General features: G+C 73.4%; 21 protein-coding genes. 13 read left to right on the top strand and 8 right to left on the bottom strand.

Annotated features, from left to right (window positions below):
• Positions 1-102 precede the first annotated feature (102 nt).
• The 6 genes from ACFYNX_RS17795 to ACFYNX_RS17770 all read left to right on the top strand — a co-directional run bounded on the left by ACFYNX_RS17795 (position 103) and on the right by ACFYNX_RS17770 (position 6,540).
• Positions 103-1,314 carry a pyridoxal phosphate-dependent aminotransferase gene (locus ACFYNX_RS17795; protein WP_388662344.1) on the top strand — a complete coding sequence of 404 codons (1,212 nt, stop codon included), beginning with the start codon at positions 103-105 and terminating at the stop codon, positions 1,312-1,314.
• A gap of 78 nt (positions 1,315-1,392) precedes the next feature.
• Positions 1,393-1,791 carry a hypothetical protein gene (locus tag ACFYNX_RS17790; RefSeq protein ID WP_388662343.1) on the top strand — a complete coding sequence of 133 codons (399 nt, stop codon included), beginning with the start codon at positions 1,393-1,395 and terminating at the stop codon, positions 1,789-1,791.
• Positions 1,792-1,930: 139 nt separating this feature from the next.
• Complete coding sequence (locus ACFYNX_RS17785; RefSeq protein WP_388662341.1) at positions 1,931-3,067, top strand: hypothetical protein; 1,137 nt, start codon at positions 1,931-1,933, stop codon at positions 3,065-3,067.
• 98 nt (positions 3,068-3,165) lie between these two features.
• Positions 3,166-4,374, top strand: coding sequence for a toxic anion resistance protein (locus ACFYNX_RS17780; RefSeq protein ID WP_388662340.1), 1,209 nt, complete (start codon positions 3,166-3,168; stop codon positions 4,372-4,374).
• Positions 4,371-5,960, top strand: a complete 1,590-nt coding sequence (locus ACFYNX_RS17775) for a substrate-binding domain-containing protein (protein ID WP_388662338.1) — start codon at positions 4,371-4,373, stop codon at positions 5,958-5,960. The genes ACFYNX_RS17780 and ACFYNX_RS17775 overlap by 4 nt, the downstream gene beginning before the upstream one ends.
• Positions 5,947-6,540 carry a hypothetical protein gene (locus tag ACFYNX_RS17770; RefSeq protein ID WP_388662336.1) on the top strand — a complete coding sequence of 198 codons (594 nt, stop codon included), beginning with the start codon at positions 5,947-5,949 and terminating at the stop codon, positions 6,538-6,540. Before ACFYNX_RS17775 ends, ACFYNX_RS17770 begins: the two co-directional genes overlap by 14 nt.
• Positions 6,541-6,669: 129 nt before the next feature.
• Here the strand turns inward: ACFYNX_RS17770 and ACFYNX_RS17765 are convergent, their stop codons facing one another.
• Complete coding sequence (locus tag ACFYNX_RS17765) at positions 6,670-8,508, bottom strand: phosphoenolpyruvate carboxykinase (GTP) (RefSeq protein WP_388662334.1); 1,839 nt, start codon at positions 8,506-8,508, stop codon at positions 6,670-6,672.
• Positions 8,509-8,702: 194 nt separating this feature from the next.
• Here ACFYNX_RS17765 and ACFYNX_RS17760 point away from each other — a divergent pair, with 194 nt between their 5' ends.
• From ACFYNX_RS17760 to ACFYNX_RS17750, 3 genes are all read left to right on the top strand, one after another.
• A complete protein-coding gene (locus ACFYNX_RS17760; RefSeq protein WP_388662332.1) occupies positions 8,703-9,389 on the top strand; it encodes a hemolysin III family protein in 687 nt (228 codons plus the stop codon).
• Positions 9,390-9,406: 17 nt separating this feature from the next.
• Positions 9,407-10,027, top strand: a complete 621-nt coding sequence (locus ACFYNX_RS17755) for a TetR family transcriptional regulator (protein ID WP_365545864.1) — start codon at positions 9,407-9,409, stop codon at positions 10,025-10,027.
• 80 nt (positions 10,028-10,107) lie between these two features.
• Entirely contained in the window at positions 10,108-10,653 is a 546-nt protein-coding gene (locus ACFYNX_RS17750; protein WP_388662330.1) for a hypothetical protein, read from the top strand.
• On the opposite strand, the gene ACFYNX_RS17745 is transcribed toward ACFYNX_RS17750, so the two are convergent.
• From ACFYNX_RS17745 to ACFYNX_RS17735, 3 genes are read right to left on the bottom strand one after another with little or no spacing between them, the layout of a single operon-like run.
• Positions 10,567-11,688, bottom strand: coding sequence for a glycoside hydrolase family 26 protein (locus ACFYNX_RS17745; RefSeq protein ID WP_388662328.1), 1,122 nt, complete (start codon positions 11,686-11,688; stop codon positions 10,567-10,569). The two genes, ACFYNX_RS17750 and ACFYNX_RS17745, sit on opposite strands and share 87 nt — an antisense overlap.
• Before the next feature lies 1 nt (position 11,689).
• A complete protein-coding gene (locus ACFYNX_RS17740) occupies positions 11,690-12,337 on the bottom strand; it encodes a vitamin K epoxide reductase family protein (protein ID WP_365545855.1) in 648 nt (215 codons plus the stop codon).
• 39 nt (positions 12,338-12,376) lie between these two features.
• On the bottom strand, positions 12,377-12,880 hold the full coding sequence (locus ACFYNX_RS17735; protein ID WP_221888937.1) for a DUF5949 family protein: 504 nt from the start codon (positions 12,878-12,880) through the stop codon (positions 12,377-12,379).
• A 174-nt stretch (positions 12,881-13,054) separates the two neighbouring features.
• Between ACFYNX_RS17735 and ACFYNX_RS17730 the strand changes: the two genes are divergently transcribed.
• Entirely contained in the window at positions 13,055-13,456 is a 402-nt protein-coding gene (locus tag ACFYNX_RS17730; protein ID WP_365545852.1) for a tyrosinase family oxidase copper chaperone, read from the top strand.
• Positions 13,440-14,306, top strand: a complete 867-nt coding sequence (locus ACFYNX_RS17725; protein ID WP_365545849.1) for a tyrosinase family protein — start codon at positions 13,440-13,442, stop codon at positions 14,304-14,306. The genes ACFYNX_RS17730 and ACFYNX_RS17725 overlap by 17 nt, the downstream gene beginning before the upstream one ends.
• 80 nt (positions 14,307-14,386) lie before the next feature.
• Here the strand turns inward: ACFYNX_RS17725 and ACFYNX_RS17720 are convergent, their stop codons facing one another.
• The 4 genes from ACFYNX_RS17720 to ACFYNX_RS17705 form a co-directional block, all read right to left on the bottom strand.
• Positions 14,387-14,671, bottom strand: a complete 285-nt coding sequence (locus ACFYNX_RS17720; protein ID WP_388662325.1) for a chaplin — start codon at positions 14,669-14,671, stop codon at positions 14,387-14,389.
• A gap of 281 nt (positions 14,672-14,952) precedes the next feature.
• Positions 14,953-15,783, bottom strand: coding sequence for a hypothetical protein (locus ACFYNX_RS17715; protein ID WP_388662323.1), 831 nt, complete (start codon positions 15,781-15,783; stop codon positions 14,953-14,955).
• 230 nt (positions 15,784-16,013) lie between these two features.
• A complete protein-coding gene (locus ACFYNX_RS17710) occupies positions 16,014-16,295 on the bottom strand; it encodes a hypothetical protein (protein ID WP_365545844.1) in 282 nt (93 codons plus the stop codon).
• A 449-nt stretch (positions 16,296-16,744) separates the two neighbouring features.
• Positions 16,745-16,984, bottom strand: a complete 240-nt coding sequence (locus ACFYNX_RS17705) for a chaplin (protein WP_185893619.1) — start codon at positions 16,982-16,984, stop codon at positions 16,745-16,747.
• Positions 16,985-17,436: 452 nt separating this feature from the next.
• Between ACFYNX_RS17705 and ACFYNX_RS17700 the strand changes: the two genes are divergently transcribed.
• Together ACFYNX_RS17700 and ACFYNX_RS17695 are read left to right on the top strand one after the other, a co-directional pair.
• Positions 17,437-18,573: a glycosyltransferase gene (locus ACFYNX_RS17700; RefSeq protein ID WP_388662321.1), complete on the top strand. Its 1,137-nt coding sequence runs from the start codon at positions 17,437-17,439 to the stop codon at positions 18,571-18,573.
• Complete coding sequence (locus tag ACFYNX_RS17695; RefSeq protein WP_388662319.1) at positions 18,570-20,033, top strand: sugar transferase; 1,464 nt, start codon at positions 18,570-18,572, stop codon at positions 20,031-20,033. Before ACFYNX_RS17700 ends, ACFYNX_RS17695 begins: the two co-directional genes overlap by 4 nt.
• The last annotated feature ends 2 nt before the right edge of the window (positions 20,034-20,035 follow it).

Raw genomic sequence — 20,035 nt, 5'->3', positions numbered from 1 at the left:
CGGCCCCGCCGCGGACCACCGACCCCGGCCCCGGGCCTCCGCCCTCCCCGACGTGGCCCAGAACACGAAGCGTCCCGGCCGCCCCCGCCGTAAGCTCTCGTCATGCAGGTGATCCAGTCCACGAAGCTCGCCAACGTCTGTTACGAAATCCGGGGTCCGGTGCTCGAAGAGGCGATGCGGCTCGAAGCCGCGGGTCATCGCATCCTCAAGCTCAACACGGGCAACCCGGCCGCCTTCGGCTTCGAGTGCCCGCCCGCCATCCTGGAAGACGTGCTGCGCAACCTCTCCGACGCGCACGGCTACGGCGACGCGAAGGGCCTGCTCTCGGCCCGCCGGGCGGTGATGAGCCACTACGAGACCAAGGGCATCCCGCTCTCCGTCGAGGACATCTACCTCGGCAACGGCGTCTCCGAGCTGATCCAGATGGCGATGCAGGCGCTCCTCGACGACGGCGACGAGGTCCTCGTCCCGGCCCCGGACTACCCGCTGTGGACGGCCTCGGTGTCGCTCGCGGGCGGTACGGCCGTGCACTACCGCTGCGACGAGCAGGCCGACTGGATGCCAGACCTCGCGGACATCGAACGGAAGATCACCGACCGCACCAAGGCGATCGTGATCATCAACCCGAACAACCCGACGGGCGCCGTCTACGACGACGAGATGCTCCGCTCCCTGACGGAGATCGCCCGCCGGCACGGTCTGGTCGTCTGTTCGGACGAGATCTACGACAAGATCCTCTACGACGGCACCACGCACACCCCGACCGCCGCCATCGCCCCCGACCTGCTCTGCCTCACCTTCAACGGGATGAGCAAGAACTACCGGGTGGCCGGCTTCCGCTCCGGCTGGCTCGCGGTCTGCGGCCCGAAGCACCACGCCTCCTCGTACATCGAGGGCCTCACGATCCTCGCCAACATGCGCCTGTGCGCGAACATGCCGGCGCAGCACGCGGTGGCCGCCGCCCTCCAGGGCCGGCAGTCGATCGAGGACCTGGTGCTGCCGGGCGGGCGGCTCCTGGAGCAGCGGGACACGGCGTACGAGCTGCTCACGCGGATCCCGGGCGTGACGTGCGTGAAGCCGAAGGGGGCGCTGTACCTCTTCCCGCGGCTCGACCCGAACGTCTACAAGATCAAGGACGACCGGCAGATGGTCCTGGACCTGCTGCGGGCCGAGAAGATCATGGTGGTGCACGGGACGGGCTTCAACTGGCACGAGCCGGACCACTTCCGGATCGTCACGCTGCCGGCGGCGGCGGACCTGGCGGACGCGGTGACGCGGATCGGGCGGTTCCTGGACGGCTACAGCCAGCCGTAGCCCCCACACGCGAGACCCGACTCAACTTTAGACACGATCTAAGCTAGGATGGCTCCAGAGCACTCAGGAGGCCGTCCCATGTACGAACCGATCCGCACCAAGTCGGTCCACCGGATGGCCGACGACGCCCACGACGCGTACCCGCACCGCTCCCGCGAGGAGGAGCTGGACATCCAGCTCGCCGGACACCTCGCGGCCCTGCTCGCCGTCACCGACGAGCTGGGCGACACGGAGGCCGGCGAGCTCATCGCCCGGCAGGTGGCGCGGCTGCGCGGCGCGCCGCCCGCACGGCACGCGGCCCTCGGCGGCGCGTCCGCGCGGGAGCTGCACGGAAAGGCGCACGCCCTCGCGGGCCGCGCCCTGGTCGTCGCCGCCTCCCGGGCCGACACGGCCGCCGCCATCCTCGCCGCCGAGCGGATGGACGCGCACACCGCGGCGCTGGCCGGGGCACCCTCCCTGGTCACGGCCGCCCCCTGACGGCCCCGGTCCGCGCGGCACGAACCGCGCGGACCGGGCGCCAACCACCCCTCCGCCCGAAAGGGCCGCGGTACCGGCCCCTCCGGTTCGGTACCGGGATCGCTCCTTCACCCCCCGTCCACCCGACCCGCCCCGGAACGTGGGCTTCCGCGAGCACGCTTCCCGCGTGAGACGCATCCTGGGAATCGTCCTCGCCGTCCTGCTCCTCGGCGGCGTGGCCACCGTCCTCGTGACGGGCGGCGAGAAGGACACGGGCACGGCGACGAAGACCGTGCGGGGAGTCATCGGATCGGAGAAGGCCGAGTTCTTCGCCGATCCGCAGGTGGTGAAGGCCCTGGCCGCCCGGGGCTTCACCGTGGGCACCGAGACCTCCGGGTCCTGGGACATGGAGGAACTGCCCCTCGACGGCTACGACTTCGCCTTCCCGTCCTCGAAGGCCCCGGCCGACGGCCTGCGCGCGAAGGCCTCCGGACGGGTGAAGGACAGGGCGGTCACCGCCCCGCTGCGGCCCTTCTACTCGCCGCTCGTCGTCGTCGCCCACAGCACCGCCGCCCGGGTCCTCGCCTCCAACGGCCTGGCGACCCTCGGCCCGCGCGGCACCAGCGGCACCCTGCGGATGGAGGCCTACCTGGCGGCGGCCCGCGCCGACCGCACCTGGCAGCAACTGAAGGGGGCCGAGGGCCACGCCGAACTGCGCGGCACCCTCTTCGTCACCTCCACCGACCCGGTCGCCTCCAGCTCCGGCGCCCTCTACCTGGCCGCCGCGAGCTACGTGGCCGACGGCGGACGGGTCGCGGGCGACAAGGCCGCCGTCGCCCGCACGGCCCCGCTCCTGCGCAAGCTGATCCAGGTCCAGGGCGCCCAGCAGTCCGGCTCCGACGCCCCCTTCCGGGACTTCGTCAGCGGCGTCGGCAACCCGCTGGTCCTGGTGTACGAGTCCCAGGTCGCCGCGCAGCTCCTGGCCGGGCGGCCGATGGGCGACCTCGTCGTCCTCTACCCGGACACCACGGTCAACAGCGACCACACCCTCGTACCGCTCACCGAGAACGGCCGGGCGCTCGGCGAACTCCTCTCCACCGACCCCGAGCTGCGCCGGCTCGCGGTCCGCCACGGCTTCCGGCCGCAGGGCGCGGCGGGCGAGTTCACCGCCGCGACCGGCGGCCACACCGCCTACCTCAACCAGACGCTGAGCGGAGTCCGCCAGGCGCCCGTGCCCACCGGCGAGGTGCTGCACGAGATGGCGCTGCGGGCCCGCGACCAGGGGGACACCGCATGACGCCACCGGAAGACCCGAGAAGAACGCCCGGCCCGGGACCGGCCACCGACCCGAGAAGAACGCCCGCCCCGAGACCAGCGACGGACCCGAGACGCACCATGGCCCTGACACCGCCCGAGTACGGCACACCGCCCGCGCACGACACCCCGCTCGTCCTCACCCCGCCCGCCCCCGTGCCGCCGATCCGCGCCGCACAGGCCTCCGGTCTGGTGCCGCTCGACGAGTCGGTCCGTACGGAAACGGCCCGCCGGGCCGCCGAGTACATCGGCTCGCTCGAGGGACTCGACCCGCGCTCCCCCGAGTTCGCGGGCCGCGTCGGCGAGATCACGGCGCTCGGCGCGGGCGAGATGCGCTCCGCCGCCCAGCAGACGAACCGCATGCTGGACCGCACGGTCCGCTCCCTCGGTAGCGGGGCCCCCGGCGGCGACCCGCAGGCCCGGGTCGGCGCCTCCCTCGTCGAACTGAGGCGCACGGTCGAGGACCTGGACCCCCGCGACACCCCCGCCAAGGGGTTCAAGGGGCTCCTGGCGAAGCTCCCGGGCGGCAACCGGCTGCGCGACCACGTCGCCGCGTACGCCTCCTCCCGGGCCACCCTGAACCGGATCGTCGGCGCGCTGCGCGGCGGACAGGACGAACTGCGCCGCGACAACGCCGCGTTGGAGACCGAGCGGACCCGGCTGTGGGAGACCATGACCGGGCTCCAGGAGTACGCGGTGCTCACCGAGGCCCTCGACGCGGCCGTGGAGGAGCGGATCGTCCGCACCCCCGACCCGGCCCGGGCGGACGCGCTCCGCGCCGACCTGCTCTTCCCGGTCCGGCAGAAGCACCAGGACCTCCTGACCCAGCTCGCCGTCTGCGCCCAGGGGTACCTGGCGATGGACGTGGTCCGCCGGAACAACGACGAGCTGATCAAGGGCGTGGAGCGGGCCGCGACGACGACCCTGTCGGCGCTGCGGATCGCGGTGATGCTCGCCTCCGCCCTGGAGAACCAGCGCAGGGTCACCGAGCAGGTGAACGCGCTGCGGTCCACCACCGAGGACCTGGTCCGGGGCAACGCCGAGATGCTGGCGACCCAGGCCGGCGAGATCCAGCGGATCGCGGCGGACCCGGCGGTGGGCGCGGAGACGCTCCGCACCGCCTTCCAGCAGATCCACCGGACGCTCGACGCCATCGACGCGTACAAGGCGCGGGCCACGGAGACGATGGCGGCGACGGTCGGGGCCCTGACGGCGGAGCTCCAGGAGGCGAGCGCCCACCTGGAGCGCAGCCGCCGCGCGAACGCGCCGGAAGGCGGGGCCTCCTCGTGACCCGCTCCCCCCGCCCCCTGCGACACGCGCTCGCCGCCCTCGCCCTCGCCCTGCTCGTCACCGCCACCGGCGGCTCCTGCGGGCCCGGCGACCGGCCCGCGAAGGACGACGGGGCCGCGGCGTTCGAGCCCGGCACCCTCCGCGTCCTCGCCTCCTCCGAACTGGCCGACATGGCCCCGGTCCTCGAAGAGGCCCGGAAGGCGACCGGGATCACCGTCCGCCCCACCTACGCCGGCACCCTCGACGCCGTCGGACGGATCGCGTCCGGCGAGGCCGGGAGGGACTTCGACGCGGTCTGGCTCTCCTCCAACGACTACCTGCGGCTGCGCCCCGACACCGCGAGGAGGATCACCGGCGAGACCCCGGTCATGACCTCCCCGGTGGCGCTCGGGGTGCGGCCCGCCGCCCTGGCCCGGCTCGGCTGGGACCCGGAGGAGGTCACCTGGTCGCAACTGCACCGGGCCGTCGCCGACGGCAGGCTGACGTACGGCATGACGGACCCGAAGCGCTCCAACTCCGGGTTCTCCGCGCTCGTCTCGGTCGCCTCCGGCCTCTCGGGGGCCCAGTCCGCGCTGACCGGCGAGGACGTGCGCCGGGCCACCCCGAAGCTCAAGGAGTTCTTCACCGGGCAGAAGCTGACCTCGGGCTCCTCCGGCTGGCTGGCCACCGCCTACGGCCGCCGCGCCGACGTCGACGCGCTCGTCAACTACGAGTCGGTGCTGCTCTCCTCGTTCCCGGCCGGGGAGCTGACCGTGATCCGGCCGGCCGACGGCGTCGTCACCGCCGACTACCCGCTCACCCTGCTCGCCTCGGCCCGCCCGGAGGCGAAGGAGGCGGCCGGGAAGCTCACCGCGTACCTGCGCACCCCGGACGCCCAGCGGCGGATCACGGAGACGACCCTGCGCCGCCCGGTCGTCGCCGGGGTCGCCCCGGCCCCCGCGCTCGCCCGCGACCAGCGCCGCGAACTCCCCTTCCCCGGCAGCCGGGCCGTCGCGGACGGGCTGCTCGACGCGTACGACAACGCCCTGCGCAGGCCCTCCCGCACGGTCTACGTGCTCGACACCTCGGGCTCCATGCGGGGCGAGCGGCTCGACCGCCTCAAGGCGGCCCTCACCGAGCTGACCGGGGACTTCCGGGACCGCGAGGAGGTGACCCTGATGCCGTTCGGCTCCTCGGTGAAGCGGTCGGAGGTGCGGACGCACACGGTCGACCCGGCGTCCCCGAAGGCGGCGCTCGACGCGATCAGGGCCGGGGCGGCGGACCTCTCGGCCTCCGGGGGCACGGCGATCTACTCCAGCCTCCAGGAGGCGTACCGCTTCCTCGGGAGGTCGCCGGGCGACGCCTTCACCTCGGTGGTCCTGATGACGGACGGCGAGAACACCGACGGCGACACGGCCGCCGCCTTCGACGCCTTCCACCGTTCCCTCCCGGACGACCAGCGGCGCACCCCGGTCTTCCCGGTCCTCTTCGGGGACTCCGACCGCGCCGAGCTGGAGGGGATCGCGGAGCTGACCGGCGGGAAGCTCTTCGACGCCACCCAGGGCTCTCTGGAAGGCGCCTTCGAGGAGATCCGTGGCTACCAGTGAACGCCTGCTGCGGTACGCGGAGTCCCGCAAGAACCTGGCGGGCTGCCTCGGCGGCCTGGCCGGCCTGGGCGTCGCCCTCACCGGCGCGGCGGGCGGGCTCTGGCCGCTGGTGGTCGCGGGGCTGTACGGGGCGGGGGCGCTGATCGCCCCGCCCGAGCGGCCGGACGCGCCGGACTTCGAGGACGGGGGCGAGCGGCTCGACCCGCTGCGGGCGGACTTCGCGACCCTGCGGGCGTACCTGGCGGAGGTGGACCTGCCGGCCGCCGCCCGCGAGCGGCTCGACGCCCTCGACGCGCTGCTCGAAGCGCTCCTGGAACCGGGCTGGGTGAGCGACCCGGACCACCTGCACGTGCTGGCCCGCGCGGTCCGCCAGGACGTTCCGGAGGCGGTCGACACCTTCGTGCGGACCCGGTGGTGGTCGCGCGTGGCGCCGGGCACGGAGCCGCCGGAGCGGCACCTGGAGCGCCAACTGGACGCGCTGCGCGGAGAGGCGGCCGGAATCGCGGCCGCGCTCCAGGAGGCGGAGGAGCTCCGGCAGCGGACGCACACCCGCTATCTGGAGGACCGGGGGCGCGGCTGACCGGGAGAATGCGCCGGCCCCCGGGGCCTGAGGGGGCTCCGGGGGCCGGGCGGATCGTGGTGGGCCGTCGTGACCCCACTGGTCAGGGCGGAATTTCGGGGCAACCCACCACGAGTTCGGGGGGCGGGATCAGCCCAGGCGCTCGACCAGCGCCCGGTACTCGTCCCACAGCTCCTTCGGCGTGTGGTCGCCGAAGGTGTTGAGGTGGTCGGGGACGAGGGCGGCCTCCTCGCGCCACACGTCGCGGTCGACCTTGAGGAGGAACTCCAGGTCCTCGGCCGGCAGGTCCAGGCCGTCGGTGTCGAGGGACTCCGCGGTCGGCAGGATGCCGATGGGGGTCTCGACGCCCTCCGCCTTGCCGTCGAGGCGCTCGACGATCCACTTGAGGACGCGGCTGTTCTCGCCGAAGCCGGGCCAGACGAACTTTCCGGCGTCGTTCTTGCGGAACCAGTTCACGTAGTAGATCTTCGGCAGCTTCGCCTGGTCCGCACCGGCGCCGACCTTGACCCAGTGGGCCATGTAGTCGCCCATGTTGTAGCCGCAGAAGGGCAGCATGGCGAAGGGGTCGCGGCGCAGCTCGCCGACCTTGCCCTCGGCGGCGGCGGTCTTCTCGGAGGCGACGTTGGCCCCGAGGAAGACGCCGTGGTTCCAGTCGAAGGACTCGGTGACCAGCGGGACGGCGGAGGCGCGGCGGCCGCCGAAGAGGATGGCCGAGATCGGCACGCCCTTCGGGTCCTCCCACTCCGGCGCGATGGTCGGGCACTGTCCGGCGGGGACGGTGAAGCGGGCGTTGGGGTGGGCGGCGGGCGTCCCGGACGCGGGCGTCCAGTCGTTGCCCTTCCAGTCCGTGAGGTGGGCCGGGGCCTCCTCGGTCATGCCCTCCCACCACACGTCGCCGTCGTCGGTGAGGGCGACGTTGGTGAAGACGGAGTTGCCCCAGAGGGTCTTCATGGCGTTGGCGTTGGTGTGCTCGCCGGTGCCGGGCGCGACGCCGAAGAAGCCGGCCTCGGGGTTGATGGCGTAGAGCCGCCCGTCCTCGCCGAAGCGCATCCAGGCGATGTCGTCGCCGATGGTCTCGACGGTCCAGCCGGAGATCGTGGGCTCCAGCATGGCCAGGTTGGTCTTGCCGCAGGCGGAGGGGAAGGCGGCGGCGACGTACTTGGACTCGACCCGACCGGAGGTGGAGGGGGGCGGGGTGAGCTTGAGGATCAGCATGTGCTCGGCGAGCCAGCCCTCGTCACGGGCCATGACGGAGGCGATGCGGAGCGCGTAGCACTTCTTGCCGAGCAGGGCGTTGCCGCCGTAGCCCGAGCCGTACGACCAGATCTCGCGGGTCTCGGGGAAGTGCGAGATGTACTTGGTGGAGTTGCAGGGCCACGGCACGTCCTGCTCGCCCTCCGCGAGGGGGGCGCCGAGGGTGTGGACGGCCTTGACGAAGAAGCCGTCGTCGCCCAGCTCGTCGAGGACGGCCTGCCCCATGCGGGTCATGGTGCGCATGGAGACGGCGACGTACGCGGAGTCGGTGATCTCGACGCCGACGGCGGAGAGCGGGGAGCCGACGGGGCCCATGCAGAAGGGCACGACGTACATGGTGCGGCCGCGCATCGAGCCGCGGAAGATGCCGTCCTCGCCCGCGAAGACGGCCTTCATCTCCGCCGGGGCCTTCCAGTGGTTGGTCGGGCCCGCGTCCTCCTCCTTCTCGGAGCAGATGAAGGTGCGGTCCTCGACGCGCGCGACGTCGGAGGGGTCGGAGGCGGCGTAGTAGGAGTTCGGGCGCAGGATCGGGTCGAGCTTCTTGAAGGTCCCCTTGGCGACGAGCTCCTCGCACAGGCGCTCGTACTCGGCCTCGGAGCCGTCGCACCAGACGATGCTGTCCGGCTGGGTGATCTCGGCGATCTCGTTCACCCAGGAGACGAGCTCCTGGTGCTGGGTGGGGACGGTGGTGGGAGCCGCGTTGTCGCGCGCCACGATTGCTCCTTTTGAGGGGTTTTTAGATGTTTGCCCCGTGGGGGCCGCGACCCGGATGCTTCGTAGCTTGCTCATCCGGTGCCGACCGCACTCATTTGATCATCCGATGGATCCGCCCATATGTCCAGAGGGCCGCACATGTGAGCATCGCCACTCACACCCGGGACTTACGGGCCCGTAGGTACGATTCCTCCATGACTGCAGCTCCTCCGGAAGTGACCCCGGTCGACTCCTCCCCGGCGCTCCCGCTGAAGCCCCTGTTCCGAGGCTGGCTGCACGCGGGCATGTTCCCCGCCGTGATCGTCGCGGGCCTCGTCCTGGTCGCCCTCTCCGACTCCCCCCGCGCCCGCGTCGCCTGCGGGATCTACGCCCTGACCGCGTGCCTGCTCTTCGGCATCAGCGCGCTCTACCACCGCGGCACCTGGGGACCGCGCGGCGAGGCCGTGCTCCGGCGCCTCGACCACGCCAACATCTTCCTGATCATCGCGGGCACCTACACCCCGCTCACCCTGCTCCTGCTCCCCGACTCCACGGCGAAGCCGCTCCTGTGGGCGGTCTGGGCGGCGGCCCTCGCCGGCATCGCCTTCCGCGTCTTCTGGGTCGGCGCGCCCCGCTGGCTCTACACCCCCTGCTACATCGCGATGGGCTGGGCCGCCGTCTTCTTCCTGCCCGACTTCCTGCGCACGGGCGGCATCTCCGTCCTCGTCCTGGTCGTCGTCGGCGGCCTGCTCTACAGCGCGGGCGGGATCATCTACGGCATCAAGCGCCCGAACCCCTCCCCGCGTTGGTTCGGCTTCCACGAGGTCTTCCACACGCTGACCCTCGCGGCCTTCATCGTCCACTACGTCGGCATCTCGCTGGTCGCGTACCAGCACGCCTGACCCGGGAGAATGGCGGCATGGCCGCCGACGTCCCCACCCGCCCCAGCCTCCGCGAACGCAAGAAGGCGAAGACCCGCGCGGCGATCCGGAGGGCCACCTACCGGCTCGCCGCCGAGCACGGCTGGGAGGCGGCCACCACCGAGCGGATCGCGGCGGCGGCCGAGGTCTCCCCCTCGACCGTCGTCCGCTACTTCCCGGTCCGCGAGGACATCCTCCTCACCGACGAGGACGACGACCTCCTCGAAGCCCGGCTGCGCGCCCGCCCCGCCGGCGAGGACCCCCTGGAGTCCCTGCGCGCGGTCCTCCTCGAAGCGGTCCGCACCGCCCTCGCGGAGGAGCCGGAGGAGACCCGGCTGCGCGCCCGGCTCATGGTGGAGATCCCCGCCGTGCGCGCCCGCCTCACCGAGACCACCGCCGAGACCGGCCGCCGCCTCACCCGCGTCCTCGCCGACCGCACCGGCCGCGCCCCCGACGCCCTGGAGGTCCGCGTCTTCACCGCCGCCGTCCTCGGCGCCCTGCGCGAGACCACCGTCCACTGGGCCGAACACGGCCGCACCGACGACCTCGTGTCCCTCCTGGACCGCACCCTCGACACCCTCAAGGGCGGCCCGGCCCTGCCCCGTCACTCACACGAGTGAAGGGCCGTCAGCGCCGTGGACAGCCGCCCGGAGCGGGCGGAGCATGAGCCACCCGGCAACCCGCACGAAGGGATCGGCCCATGAGGAGATCGATCACGGCAGGCACGTGGAGCGCGGCGGTCGGCCTCGCCCTGCTGTCGGCTCTCGCGCCCGCGACCCCGGCCGGCGCCGCGCCCCAGGACCTGGACACCCTCACCTGCACCGGCACGTCCACCACGACCTACGACCCGCCCATCACCGCCGTCCCGGCCACCACCACCCGCACGATCCACCAGACCTACGGCCCCTGCGTCGGCACCGGTGCGGCCGCCGCCGTCACCGGGGGCACCCACGACAGCTCCAACACCACGTCCCGCTCCTGCCTCCAGTTGCTGTCCACCGCGACGGTGAGCTGGGTCATCCACTGGAGCAACGGCCAGAGCAGCACGGTCACCGCCCAGCGCGTCTCCAACCTCGCCGGCGCGGTCTTCACCAACACGTTCACCGGCACCGTGACCAGCGGCTTCCTCAAGGACCGCGGGTTCGTGGAGACCATGACGTCACCCTCGCTCCAGATCACCGCCTGCACCCTGGGCCTGGGCTCGGTCTCCGGCCTGGGCGCCGCCCACACCTTCACCCTCCTCTGAGGCGACCCACGGGAAGGGCCCCTGGGGGGCGCCCTCCGCGCCGGCCCCCGGCCGCCCGCCGAGCGCGCCCCTCACCACCCGCGCCGACTCCGGGTTGTCCGGGCACTCCCACACCCCGTGCGGGCAGTAGTCCGTCACCGTCTGGTAGACCGGCCGGTGGACGGCGAACCAGTCGAGCATCCCGCGGACGTACGCCGGGTTGTCGCCGTTGCGGAAGAGGCCCCACTCCGGGTACGAGACGGGCTTGCCGTGCTCGGCCGCGAACCGGACGTGGTGGGCGAGGCCGTACTCCTCGTTCACCTGGCCCTCGAAGGAGAGGCCCTCGGGCTGGTCGTAGGCGTCCATGCCGATGACGTCGACGACGTCGTCCCCGGGATAGCAGAGCGGCCACGGCACGGCGTCGCGCCCCCGGCTCGGCGTGAAGTCGAAGCGGAACCGCTGCCCCGGCACCGCCCGCAACACCTCCACCGTCCGCCGCCAGTACGCCTTCCACGCCTCCGGATCCGGGCCGCAGCGGTGGCTGTACGTGGTGCCGTTCATCTCCCAGCCCGGGACCAGGACCGCGTCCCCGAGCCGGTGCTCCACCAGCCGCTCCCCCAGCGTCCGGAAGTGCCCGTCGAACGCGCCCTGCGCACCCCGCCGCAGCCCGTCGCGCACCTCGGCGTCGGACAGGCCCGCCTCGCTGCGGTCGAGCAGCGGCACGTTGAGCACGAAGAGCCGCCCGGGCCGCTCCTCCTTCCAGCGCGCCCACGGCCCGAAGAGCGCCGGATGCCCCTCGATGTTGGACCAGCGGTCCCCCGGCAGGTACGTGTGCCCGACGGTCAGCGCCCCGCCGCCGAGCCAGGCCTGCACCTGGGCGATCCGGCGCACCCCGGCCTCGTCGGAGCCGGTGAAGAACCCCGAGGGCACCCCCGGCGGCCGCTCGCCGGCGTGCCGCCCGTCGGGCGCGAGCCGGCCGTACGGCAGGAGGAGGACGAGAACGGCCGCGAGCAGCACGGTCGGTGCGGCTCGCGGCCGGAAGGAGGAGCGGCTCACGTCAGCTCGTCCAGAAGTCCCACCACCGGGTCAGGACCAGCATCCCGATGATCCCGACGTGCAGGAGGGGCGGGGCGAAGGCGAACTCGCCGAAGAAGGTCCGCACCCCCGCCGGGGCGGGCAGCACCCCGGTCCGCACGTTGTGCGCGGTGACGGACCAGAACATCAGGAGCGTCGCGACCCAGGCCAGGCAGCACCACAGGCAGAGCGCGTTGATCTCGTACAGCGACTGGTGCATCAGCCAGGTGCAGAAGCCGACCCCGAAGAGCGTCCCGGCGTTCAGGCCGAGCCAGAACCAGCCCCGGTAGCGGGCCCCGGCGAGCAGCCCGGCCCCGATCGCGACGACGGCGGCGTACGTGACGAGCCCGAGCATCGGGTTGGGAAACCCGAACACCGCCGCCTGCTCGCTCTTCATGACGCTGCCGCAGGAGACCACCGGGTTCAGGCTGCACCCCGGGGTGAAGCCGGGGTCCTCCAGGAGCAGGAACTTGTCGAGCGTGATCACCCAGCCGGCCAGGGCGCCCGCCGCGCCGGTGACCACCAGGAGCCAGGCGAGGGCCCGGCCCGCGCCGACCGGGCCGCCGGCCTCCCGGGAGGCCTCCTCCCGCCGCTGTCCCGGCACCCCGCCCCGTACGTCCACCGTCGCCATGGCGCGACCCCTCTTCCCGGTTCTTCCCGCTCTTCCCGTTCAGCCCTGGATGCGGCGGACCGGCATCAGGACGTGGGCGCTCTCCCCGAGCATCTCCTCGTCGGAGACGAAGGCCCGCAGCCGCGCCTCGTCGACGGGCCGACCGGGGACCGCCTCGGGCCAGGGCCGTACCGAGCAGATCAGGTAGACCTTGCCGCTCTCGCGGGCCGCCGCCTGCCACTCGTCGGGCACCGGGCACTGCACCTTCAGGAACGGCAGGCTGAGCACGGCCGAACCGCCCTCGACGAGCAGCGAGGCGTTGATCCCGGCGTCCTTCTCCAGGTCGAAGAGGCGGTCGCCGACCGAGAGGCCCATGGTCTCCAGGGCGGTCCGCATCGCCTGCTGACCGGCCTCCGGTCCGTCCCGGCCGTCGCCGAGCGAGTACGCCATGAGGAACGGCGTGCCCGCCGACTCGGCGGAGGGCTCGCTGGACCACGGGATCACCGTGAGGGTTCCCAGCGGAGAGGCGCTGCGCGCCGAGGAAGCGACGTTGGAAGTGGTCATGAATCGGATGCTAGTGCTCCAACCCCCCTTTTCCCGCGCCCCTTTCACCCGAACGGCCGACATTCACGCGACTGGCCTTTCCGGCGCAACGAACCCGGGATTTCATCGTTGTGCCCCGAGGGCTCCCTCCGCCCGTGGCGGGGGAACCCCCAGCCGACCATCTGGAGATCACTGATGATCGTCCCGCGCCGGGTCGCCCTGCGGTCCCTCTTCGCCCTGGCCGTCACCGCCTTCACGGGCGGTGCCCTCGGCCGTGTCGCGCTCCGCTCCCCCGCCGGAGGGCCGGACGACCCCCACGCCTTCGACGAGATGTACCGGGGCCGCCGGATCCTGGGCCTCTCCGGCCCCGACGGCGGGCCGACGGCCTTCGTCGACGGCCGGCCGCTGCACCTGATGCGCTGCGCCGACGGCGGCTACGTCACCCCGATCGACCACTACGAGTCCTGTCCGACGCCGCTGGCCGCGGTCCGCGCGGCCGTGGACGAGCTGGGCGCCGCCCCGCTCTCCCCCCTGGCGGGCGCCCACGGCGCGGCCACGGACCCGACGGGAGGGAACCCGCGTGGTGTACACGCGTAAGAACCAGCGCGACCTGACCGGCGCCGAGCGCCGCAGGTTCGTCGCCGCCGTCCTGGAGCTCAAGCGCACCGGGGCGTACGACCGCTTCGTCCGCACCCACATCGACCACTACGTGGCCGACGGGGAGGGCGGGCTGCGGGTCGCGCACATGACGCCGAGCTTCCTGCCCTGGCACCGGAAGTTCCTGCTGGAGTTCGAGACGGCGCTGCGCCGGATCGACCCCGCGGTGACGGTCCCGTACTGGGACTGGACCCGGGACAACAGCCCGGCCTCGTCGATCTGGGGCGAGGACTTCATGGGCGGCAACGGGCGCCGGTCCGACCTCCAGGTGATGACCGGCCCCTTCGCGCACTCCTCCGGCCGCTGGACCGTCACCCAGTCGATGACCGAGGGACGCTTCCTGACCAGGGACTTCGGGCGCCCCCGCGATCCGATCACGCTCCCCACCCAGGCCCAGTTGGAGGAGGTGACGCGGGAGCGGGTGTACGACGTGACGCCCTGGAACTCGACGAGCCCGTCCGGCTTCCGCAACCGCCTGGAGGGCTGGTCGCCGGGGCAGGGCAACGACCGGTTCCGGATCCACAACCGGGTGCACCGCTGGGTCGGCGGCCTGATGCTCGGCGGCGGCTCGGTGAACGACCCGGTCTTCTGGCTGCACCACGCCTTCGTGGACCTGGTCTGGTCGCGCTGGCAGCAGCGGAACCCCGGGGCCGCCTACCTGCCGGCGGAGCCGCCGCCGCTGGGCGACGGGCAGTACCGCAAGGTGGTCGCCCGGCACCAGGCGATGGCTCCGTGGGGGGTGACCCCGGCCTCGATGTTCGACCACAGCCGGATCTACAAGTACGCCTGAGCCGCCGCGCACGGCCCCGTACGCGCGTGTCCCCCCGGTCCGGTCGGAGCGGGGGGACACGCGAGGGGAGCGGGGGGGGGTCAGCCGCCGTAGCCGCCGTCCTCGTCACGGTCGTCCTCGCCGTCGCTGACGTTGGCGCAGGTGTTGCCGAAGGCCGGGTTCAGCAGGCCGATGACGTTGACGGTGTTGCCGCAGAGGTTGACCGGGACGTGGACCGGGACCTGGAGGACGTTGCCCGAGAGGACACCGGGCGAGTGGGCGGCGACGGCCTCGGCGCCCGAGTCGGCGACGGCCAGGCCGGCTCCGCCGAGGGCCACGGCACTGGTGCCGGCGAGAACAGCGGCAGCCTTCGCGATGCGAGACATCAAGAACTCCTTGGACGGGGAAAGCGACCGCAGGAATCACGGCCGTCATGCCCGTTCAACGCCGGGCGGCGGAACGGGTCACGGCCATTGGGCCGAACGGGAAGAAGGAAAGAAGAAAAAATGGCCCGCGGACCGGAATTCCGTTCCGTCGCCGGATACGACGGAACGGCTCCGGTCCGCGGGCCGCGGCCATGCGACGAGCCTTCTCTTGCAACGATCGACGGCCCCCGGGGTGGCGGGAGGGACCGTCCCTTCACCCGCGCGGTCGGCGGTGGCGGGGATCAGTGACGGCGGGCGACCCGTCCGCCGCGCACGTAGACCACGGCGCCGCCGATGACGAGCGCGGCGCTGATCGCGGCCGCCCCCACGAGCGCGGGCTCGCTACCGGTCTCGGGGAGCTGCGGCGGGGTGGTGGGGGGCTTCGTCGGCGGGGTGGCGGGAGGCGTCGCGGGGGGCGTGGTCGTGGGCGGGGTCGTCGGCGGAGTCGTCGGCGGCGTGGCGGGAGGCGTCGTCGGCGGCTTCGTCGGCGGGGTGGTCGGAGGCGTCGTCGGCGGGGCCGTCGGCGGCTTCGTGGGACCACAGCTCGGCTTCGGGTGACCGGGCTCGGGGTGCTCGCAGTCCCCCGGCTTCGGCGGGTACGTCGGCGGGGTGGTGGTGGGCGGAGTGGTCGTCGGCGGCGTCGTGGGGGGCGTCGTCGGCGGGGTGGTGGGGGGCGTGGTGGGCGGGGTCGTCGGCGGCGTGGTGGGGGGCGTCGTCGGCGGGTGCGTGGGAGGCGTGGTCGGGGGCTTCGTCGGCGGGTGCGAGGGCTCCTCGCCGTAACCGCCGTCGTCGTCCCCGCCGTAACCGCCGTCGTCCTGGCCGTAGCCGTCGTCCTGGCCTCCCGCGTGGCCGCAGAGGTTCCCGACGGCCGCCGCCGCGGCGCCGCCCTTCTCCGCGAGCCTGCCGCAGACGTCGGCCGGCAGGGGGCCCTGGACGTGTCCGGCCGTGCTCGGACCCGGTCCGTCGCCCGTGCCGGCGTGGGAGCTCGCGGCAAGGGCGAATCCGCCGCTCAGCGACAGGATTCCGGTCGCTGCCGCCGCGGTGAGTACTTTCCTGCTGATGATGGACCGCATACCGCTCTTCCTCTGAGAAAAGGAGAGGCCGACGAGGCTCCCCCCTCGCTCCGACCGGCCCGGTGCCCACCGACGTGCGCGGGGACTGGCGAGAGAGTAGGAGTCGGAGCGGGGTGCGGAGCATGGGCCACACGGCAGATGATCTGAAAATCATTCGATCAGCCGACCGTGGGGAACGGGGCGCGCCGGCCCCCCGGAATGCCCCTGTGAACAGCCGTGCTGAAGGTGCGTCAGCCGCCCAGCGGAAGGCCGCCGGCGAGCGGGAGGCCACCGAGCAGCGGGGCACCCTTGGTGACGTCGTTGAGCTGGCCCGCCGCGTCCGTGACGGACTTCACCGGGGAGCCCTCGGTGGTGCTGCTCAGCACGTCCGTCTTCAGGCCGTTGGCGGCGATCGCCTCCAGGCCGCCGTTCAGGCTGGTGGGGGTGAGCGCCTCCGTGGCCATGGCGGGCGCGGCGGCACCCAGGGCCATCAGCGAACCGGCGACGACCGCGGCGACCTTGGTGGGCTTCATGGGGTGAATCCTTCCTCTGGCTTTCAAGTCACTTTTCGCGCAGGGTTCTTGGGCGAATCCCGTACGCGTTCTCCTCCTGTAACGAGAAGTCGGCTTTCCGGAAACTCCGGGAGGAAGGATTTCTCGACACTGCACCCGATCGATGAGACCGGTCCCGCGCGCCGACCGCACACGCGTTCCCCCTCCGCGCGGACCGGCGGACCGTCGCCCCGGGAGGCCTGCGGCTATAGCCCTCCGCGACCGGAGAACTACTGAGCGCCACGCATCCGTTCGGGTGAATCCCCCCTCCCGCCCTGCCCCGGAAAGGGGCGTGCGCCGTTGCACCGGGCGGCGCGCGGAAGTGCGCCCGAGCGAGTGCCGACCCCATCACGACGAGGAGAAGGCCGGTGCGCCCGTCCCTGACGGGAGCGGGCGCACCGGCCTCGAAAGGACCGAACGGACGTGCCGGATCAGTCGTTGGCGCAGACGTTGCCGAAGGCCGGGTTCAGGAGACCGATGACGTCGACGGTGTTGCCGCAGACGTTGACCGGGATGTGGATCGGGACCTGGGCGACGTTGCCCGAGAGCACACCGGGGGAGTGCACGGCCGCGGCCTCGGCGCCGGCGTCGGCGACGGCGGCACCCGCGGTACCGGCGACGGCCGCGGCGGCGCTCGCGGTCAGGACAACGGCCTTGGCGATACGGGACATGGAGATGTGCTCCTCGATCGAATTCATACAACTCGGACTGCGCGGACTGAACGGTCCGACTCCCTCAACAACGCCTCCGATTTCCATCGGTTGCTCTCCCGAACGGGTGACGCTCGGTCGTTCTTTGGGCCGAAAGGGGGTCGTTCGAGTGTCCGGACGCGGAATGGCGCAACACGCCCAACGAGGAACGGGCCACGGAGATACGGGAGTTAGCGATACCGGTCATCTCATGCTTACTATCGCCCCGCTTCGGGGTTATAACTTTCCCGAACGTTGCTTCCGGGCCGGCCGCGCGTTCACCCATTTCGTGCGGACCACACCTTCCCCCCTCCCGGCCTTCGCGGGTCTTCCCTTCCTCCTCTCATCAAAGCGGAGAACCTGTATGCGGAATTCAGCGGCTCTCGTCGTGCCCCGGGGTGCGTCGGCCGCCCGGGCGGACGTGCGGGGCTGACGTGCTGTCACCATCCGACACGGACCCGGGGTCCGTCACCGTCCTGCACGCGGTCCAGCCCGGCGACGGCGGGGTCGCCCGCGTGGTCGTCGACCTCGTCCGCGCCCAGCGCGCCGCCGGCCTGCGGGTCGCGGTCGCCTGCCCGCCCGGCACCGACCTGTCCGCCGCCGCCCGGGACGAGGGGGCGGAGGTCCACGACTGGCGGGCCGGCCGCGACCCCGGCCCCGGCCTCGTCCGCGAGACGGCGTCCCTGGCCCGGCTCGTCCGCGCGGTCGGGCCCGACCTCGTCCACGCCCACAGCGCCAAGGCGGGGCTGTGCGCCCGGCTCGTCGTGCGGGGCCGGATCCCCACGGTGTACCAGCCGCACGCCTGGTCCTTCGAGGCGGTGCGGGGGACGACCGCCGCGCTCGCCCGGAGCTGGGAGCGGTTCGGCGCCCGCTGGACCGACCGGGTCCTCTGCGTGAGCGAGGCCGAGCGGCGCACCGGCGAGGCGGCCGGGGTCGAGGCGGACTGGTCGGTCGTCCGCAACGGGGTGGACACGGCCCGGTTCGCGAACGACGGCCCGCCCCGCAACCCGGCCCCCACGGTCGTCTGCGTGGGCCGGCTCTGCCGCCAGAAGGGACAGGACGTGCTGCTGGCCGCCTGGCCCGCCGTCCTCGCGGAGGTCCCCGCGGCCCGGCTCGTCCTGGTCGGCGACGGCCCGGACGCGGAGGGGCTGCGGGCCGCCGCGGGCCCCTCGGTGCGGTTCGCCGGGGCCGTCGGGGACACCGCCCCCTGGTACCGGGCCGCCGACGTGGTCGTCCTGCCGTCCCGCTGGGAGGGCATGGCGCTCGCGCCCCTGGAGGCCATGGCCAGCGGCCGGCCCGTCGTCGTCAGCGACGTCGACGGGGCCCGGGAGAGCCTGCCGCCCGCCCACGAACCCCTGTGCCTGGTCCCTCCCGAGGACCCGGCCGCGCTCGCCGCCGCCCTCGGCCGCCTCCTCGGCAGGCCGGAGCTGCGGCACCGCCTGGGCCGGGAGGCCCACGAGCACGTCCTCAGCAGTTTCGACGTCCGGCGCACCGGCGCGGCCGTCGCGGACCTCTACCGCGAGCTGGCCGGGGTGCGGGGGGCCGAGCACAGAGAGCCGATCGCACAGTGACCACGGAAAGCACCAGCGTCCCCTCCTCTCCGGGCCCCTGGCCCACGGCGGGCCAGGGCCGGGCCTTCGGCCTCGCCTCCCTCGCGCCGCCCCGCGGCGCCCCCGGCCGGCTCGCGCCGCCGCGCCGGCACCGCTCCCGGACCCGCCCGCGGTCCGGCGCGGCACCGCTCGTGGCGGTCGACGCCCTGGCGGTCGTCGCGGCCGCCTCGGTGCTGAGCGCCGCCCACCACGACCTCCGGCTCGTCCTGCCGGTCCTGGCGCTCGTCCTGCTCCTCGACGGGCACGCCGGGCTCCACCGCCCGGCCGCGCACGTCCGGGCCCTGGACGAGCTGCCCGCGCTCGCCTCCCGCGCCGGGGTCGCCTGGTGCCTGGCGGCGGCGGGGGTCGCCGCGTACTCCGCGCACCTGGCGATCGGACCGCTGCGGCTGTGCGCCGCGTACGCCGTCCACGTCGTCCTCGTCTGCGTGGTCCGCGCCCTCGTCCTCGGCCGGCGGCGCCGGGTCGCGCGGGCCCACCCCCGGTCGGCGCTGGTCGTCGGCGGGACGGGCGACGCGCGCCGGTTCGCGGCGGCGGCCGCCCAGCACCCCGAGTACGGGGTGCGGCCGGTCGGGATCGTCGGCGTGCCGGAGCAGGGCGGCGCCCCCCGGCCGCTCGGGGAGGCCGGTCTCCCGGTGCTCACCACGACCGAGGAGATCCACCGGGCCGTCATCCAGAACACCGTGTGCGACGCCGTGTTCCTGGACGACGACCCGGGCCTGGTGACCCTCTTCCAGCAGTACGGCTGCACCACCTGGCGGGTCGGCGGACCGCGCCCGGACGGGCCGATGGGCGAGCACATGTGGGGGTACGCCTGGCACCGGCTCGTCCCGCTGGACGAGCGGCGCGGCCTGACCGCCAAGCGGGCCCTCGACATCGCCCTCGCCGCCCCCGCGCTCGTGCTCGCGCTGCCCGTGCTGCTGCTCTGCGCGCTGGCCGTGCGCCTCTCGGACGGTCCCGGGGTCCTGTTCCGGCAGGAGCGGGTGGGCCAGCACGGGCGCCCCTTCACGCTGCTCAAGTTCCGTACGCTCCGCCCCTCGGACGACACCGAGTCGGCGACCCGCTGGAACGTGGCGGGCGACCGGCGGATGAGCGCGGCCGGGGGCTTCCTGCGGAAGACCTCGCTCGACGAGCTGCCGCAACTGTGGAACGTGCTGCGCGGGGACATGAGCCTGGTCGGGCCCCGTCCGGAACGCCCCTACTTCGTCGCCCAGTTCAGCAAGACCCACGCCGGATACGCGGCCCGCCACCGGATGCCGGTGGGACTCACCGGCCTCGCGCAGGTGCACGGCCTGCGCGGCGACACCTCGATCGAGGACCGCTGCCGCTTCGACAACCACTACATCGACCACTGGTCGCTCTGGCAGGACGTCTGCATCCTGCTGCGCACGGCCGCCGAACTCGTCCGACCCACGGGGAGCTGAGG

This window comes from Streptomyces sp. NPDC007872, assembly GCF_042868165.1.
GTDB lineage: Bacteria > Actinomycetota > Actinomycetes > Streptomycetales > Streptomycetaceae > Streptomyces.
This window is presented reverse-complemented; position numbering and strand designations above follow the sequence as displayed.

What these genes read in the sequence shown, in the direction of transcription:
- ACFYNX_RS17795 (WP_388662344.1), top strand. Translation starts at nt 103, where the DNA reads ATGCAGGTGATCCAGTCCACGAAGCTCGCCAACGTCTGTTACGAAATC.
- ACFYNX_RS17790 (WP_388662343.1), top strand. Translation starts at nt 1,393, where the DNA reads ATGTACGAACCGATCCGCACCAAGTCGGTCCACCGGATGGCCGACGAC.
- ACFYNX_RS17780 (WP_388662340.1), top strand. Translation starts at nt 3,166, where the DNA reads ATGGCCCTGACACCGCCCGAGTACGGCACACCGCCCGCGCACGACACC.
- ACFYNX_RS17760 (WP_388662332.1), top strand. Translation starts at nt 8,703, where the DNA reads ATGACTGCAGCTCCTCCGGAAGTGACCCCGGTCGACTCCTCCCCGGCG.
- ACFYNX_RS17755 (WP_365545864.1), top strand. Translation starts at nt 9,407, where the DNA reads ATGGCCGCCGACGTCCCCACCCGCCCCAGCCTCCGCGAACGCAAGAAG.
- ACFYNX_RS17750 (WP_388662330.1), top strand. Translation starts at nt 10,108, where the DNA reads ATGAGGAGATCGATCACGGCAGGCACGTGGAGCGCGGCGGTCGGCCTC.
- ACFYNX_RS17740 (WP_365545855.1), bottom strand. Translation starts at nt 12,337, where the DNA reads ATGGCGACGGTGGACGTACGGGGCGGGGTGCCGGGACAGCGGCGGGAG.
- ACFYNX_RS17735 (WP_221888937.1), bottom strand. Translation starts at nt 12,880, where the DNA reads ATGACCACTTCCAACGTCGCTTCCTCGGCGCGCAGCGCCTCTCCGCTG.
- ACFYNX_RS17730 (WP_365545852.1), top strand. Translation starts at nt 13,055, where the DNA reads ATGATCGTCCCGCGCCGGGTCGCCCTGCGGTCCCTCTTCGCCCTGGCC.
- ACFYNX_RS17720 (WP_388662325.1), bottom strand. Translation starts at nt 14,671, where the DNA reads ATGTCTCGCATCGCGAAGGCTGCCGCTGTTCTCGCCGGCACCAGTGCC.
- ACFYNX_RS17715 (WP_388662323.1), bottom strand. Translation starts at nt 15,783, where the DNA reads ATGCGGTCCATCATCAGCAGGAAAGTACTCACCGCGGCGGCAGCGACC.
- ACFYNX_RS17710 (WP_365545844.1), bottom strand. Translation starts at nt 16,295, where the DNA reads ATGAAGCCCACCAAGGTCGCCGCGGTCGTCGCCGGTTCGCTGATGGCC.
- ACFYNX_RS17705 (WP_185893619.1), bottom strand. Translation starts at nt 16,984, where the DNA reads ATGTCCCGTATCGCCAAGGCCGTTGTCCTGACCGCGAGCGCCGCCGCG.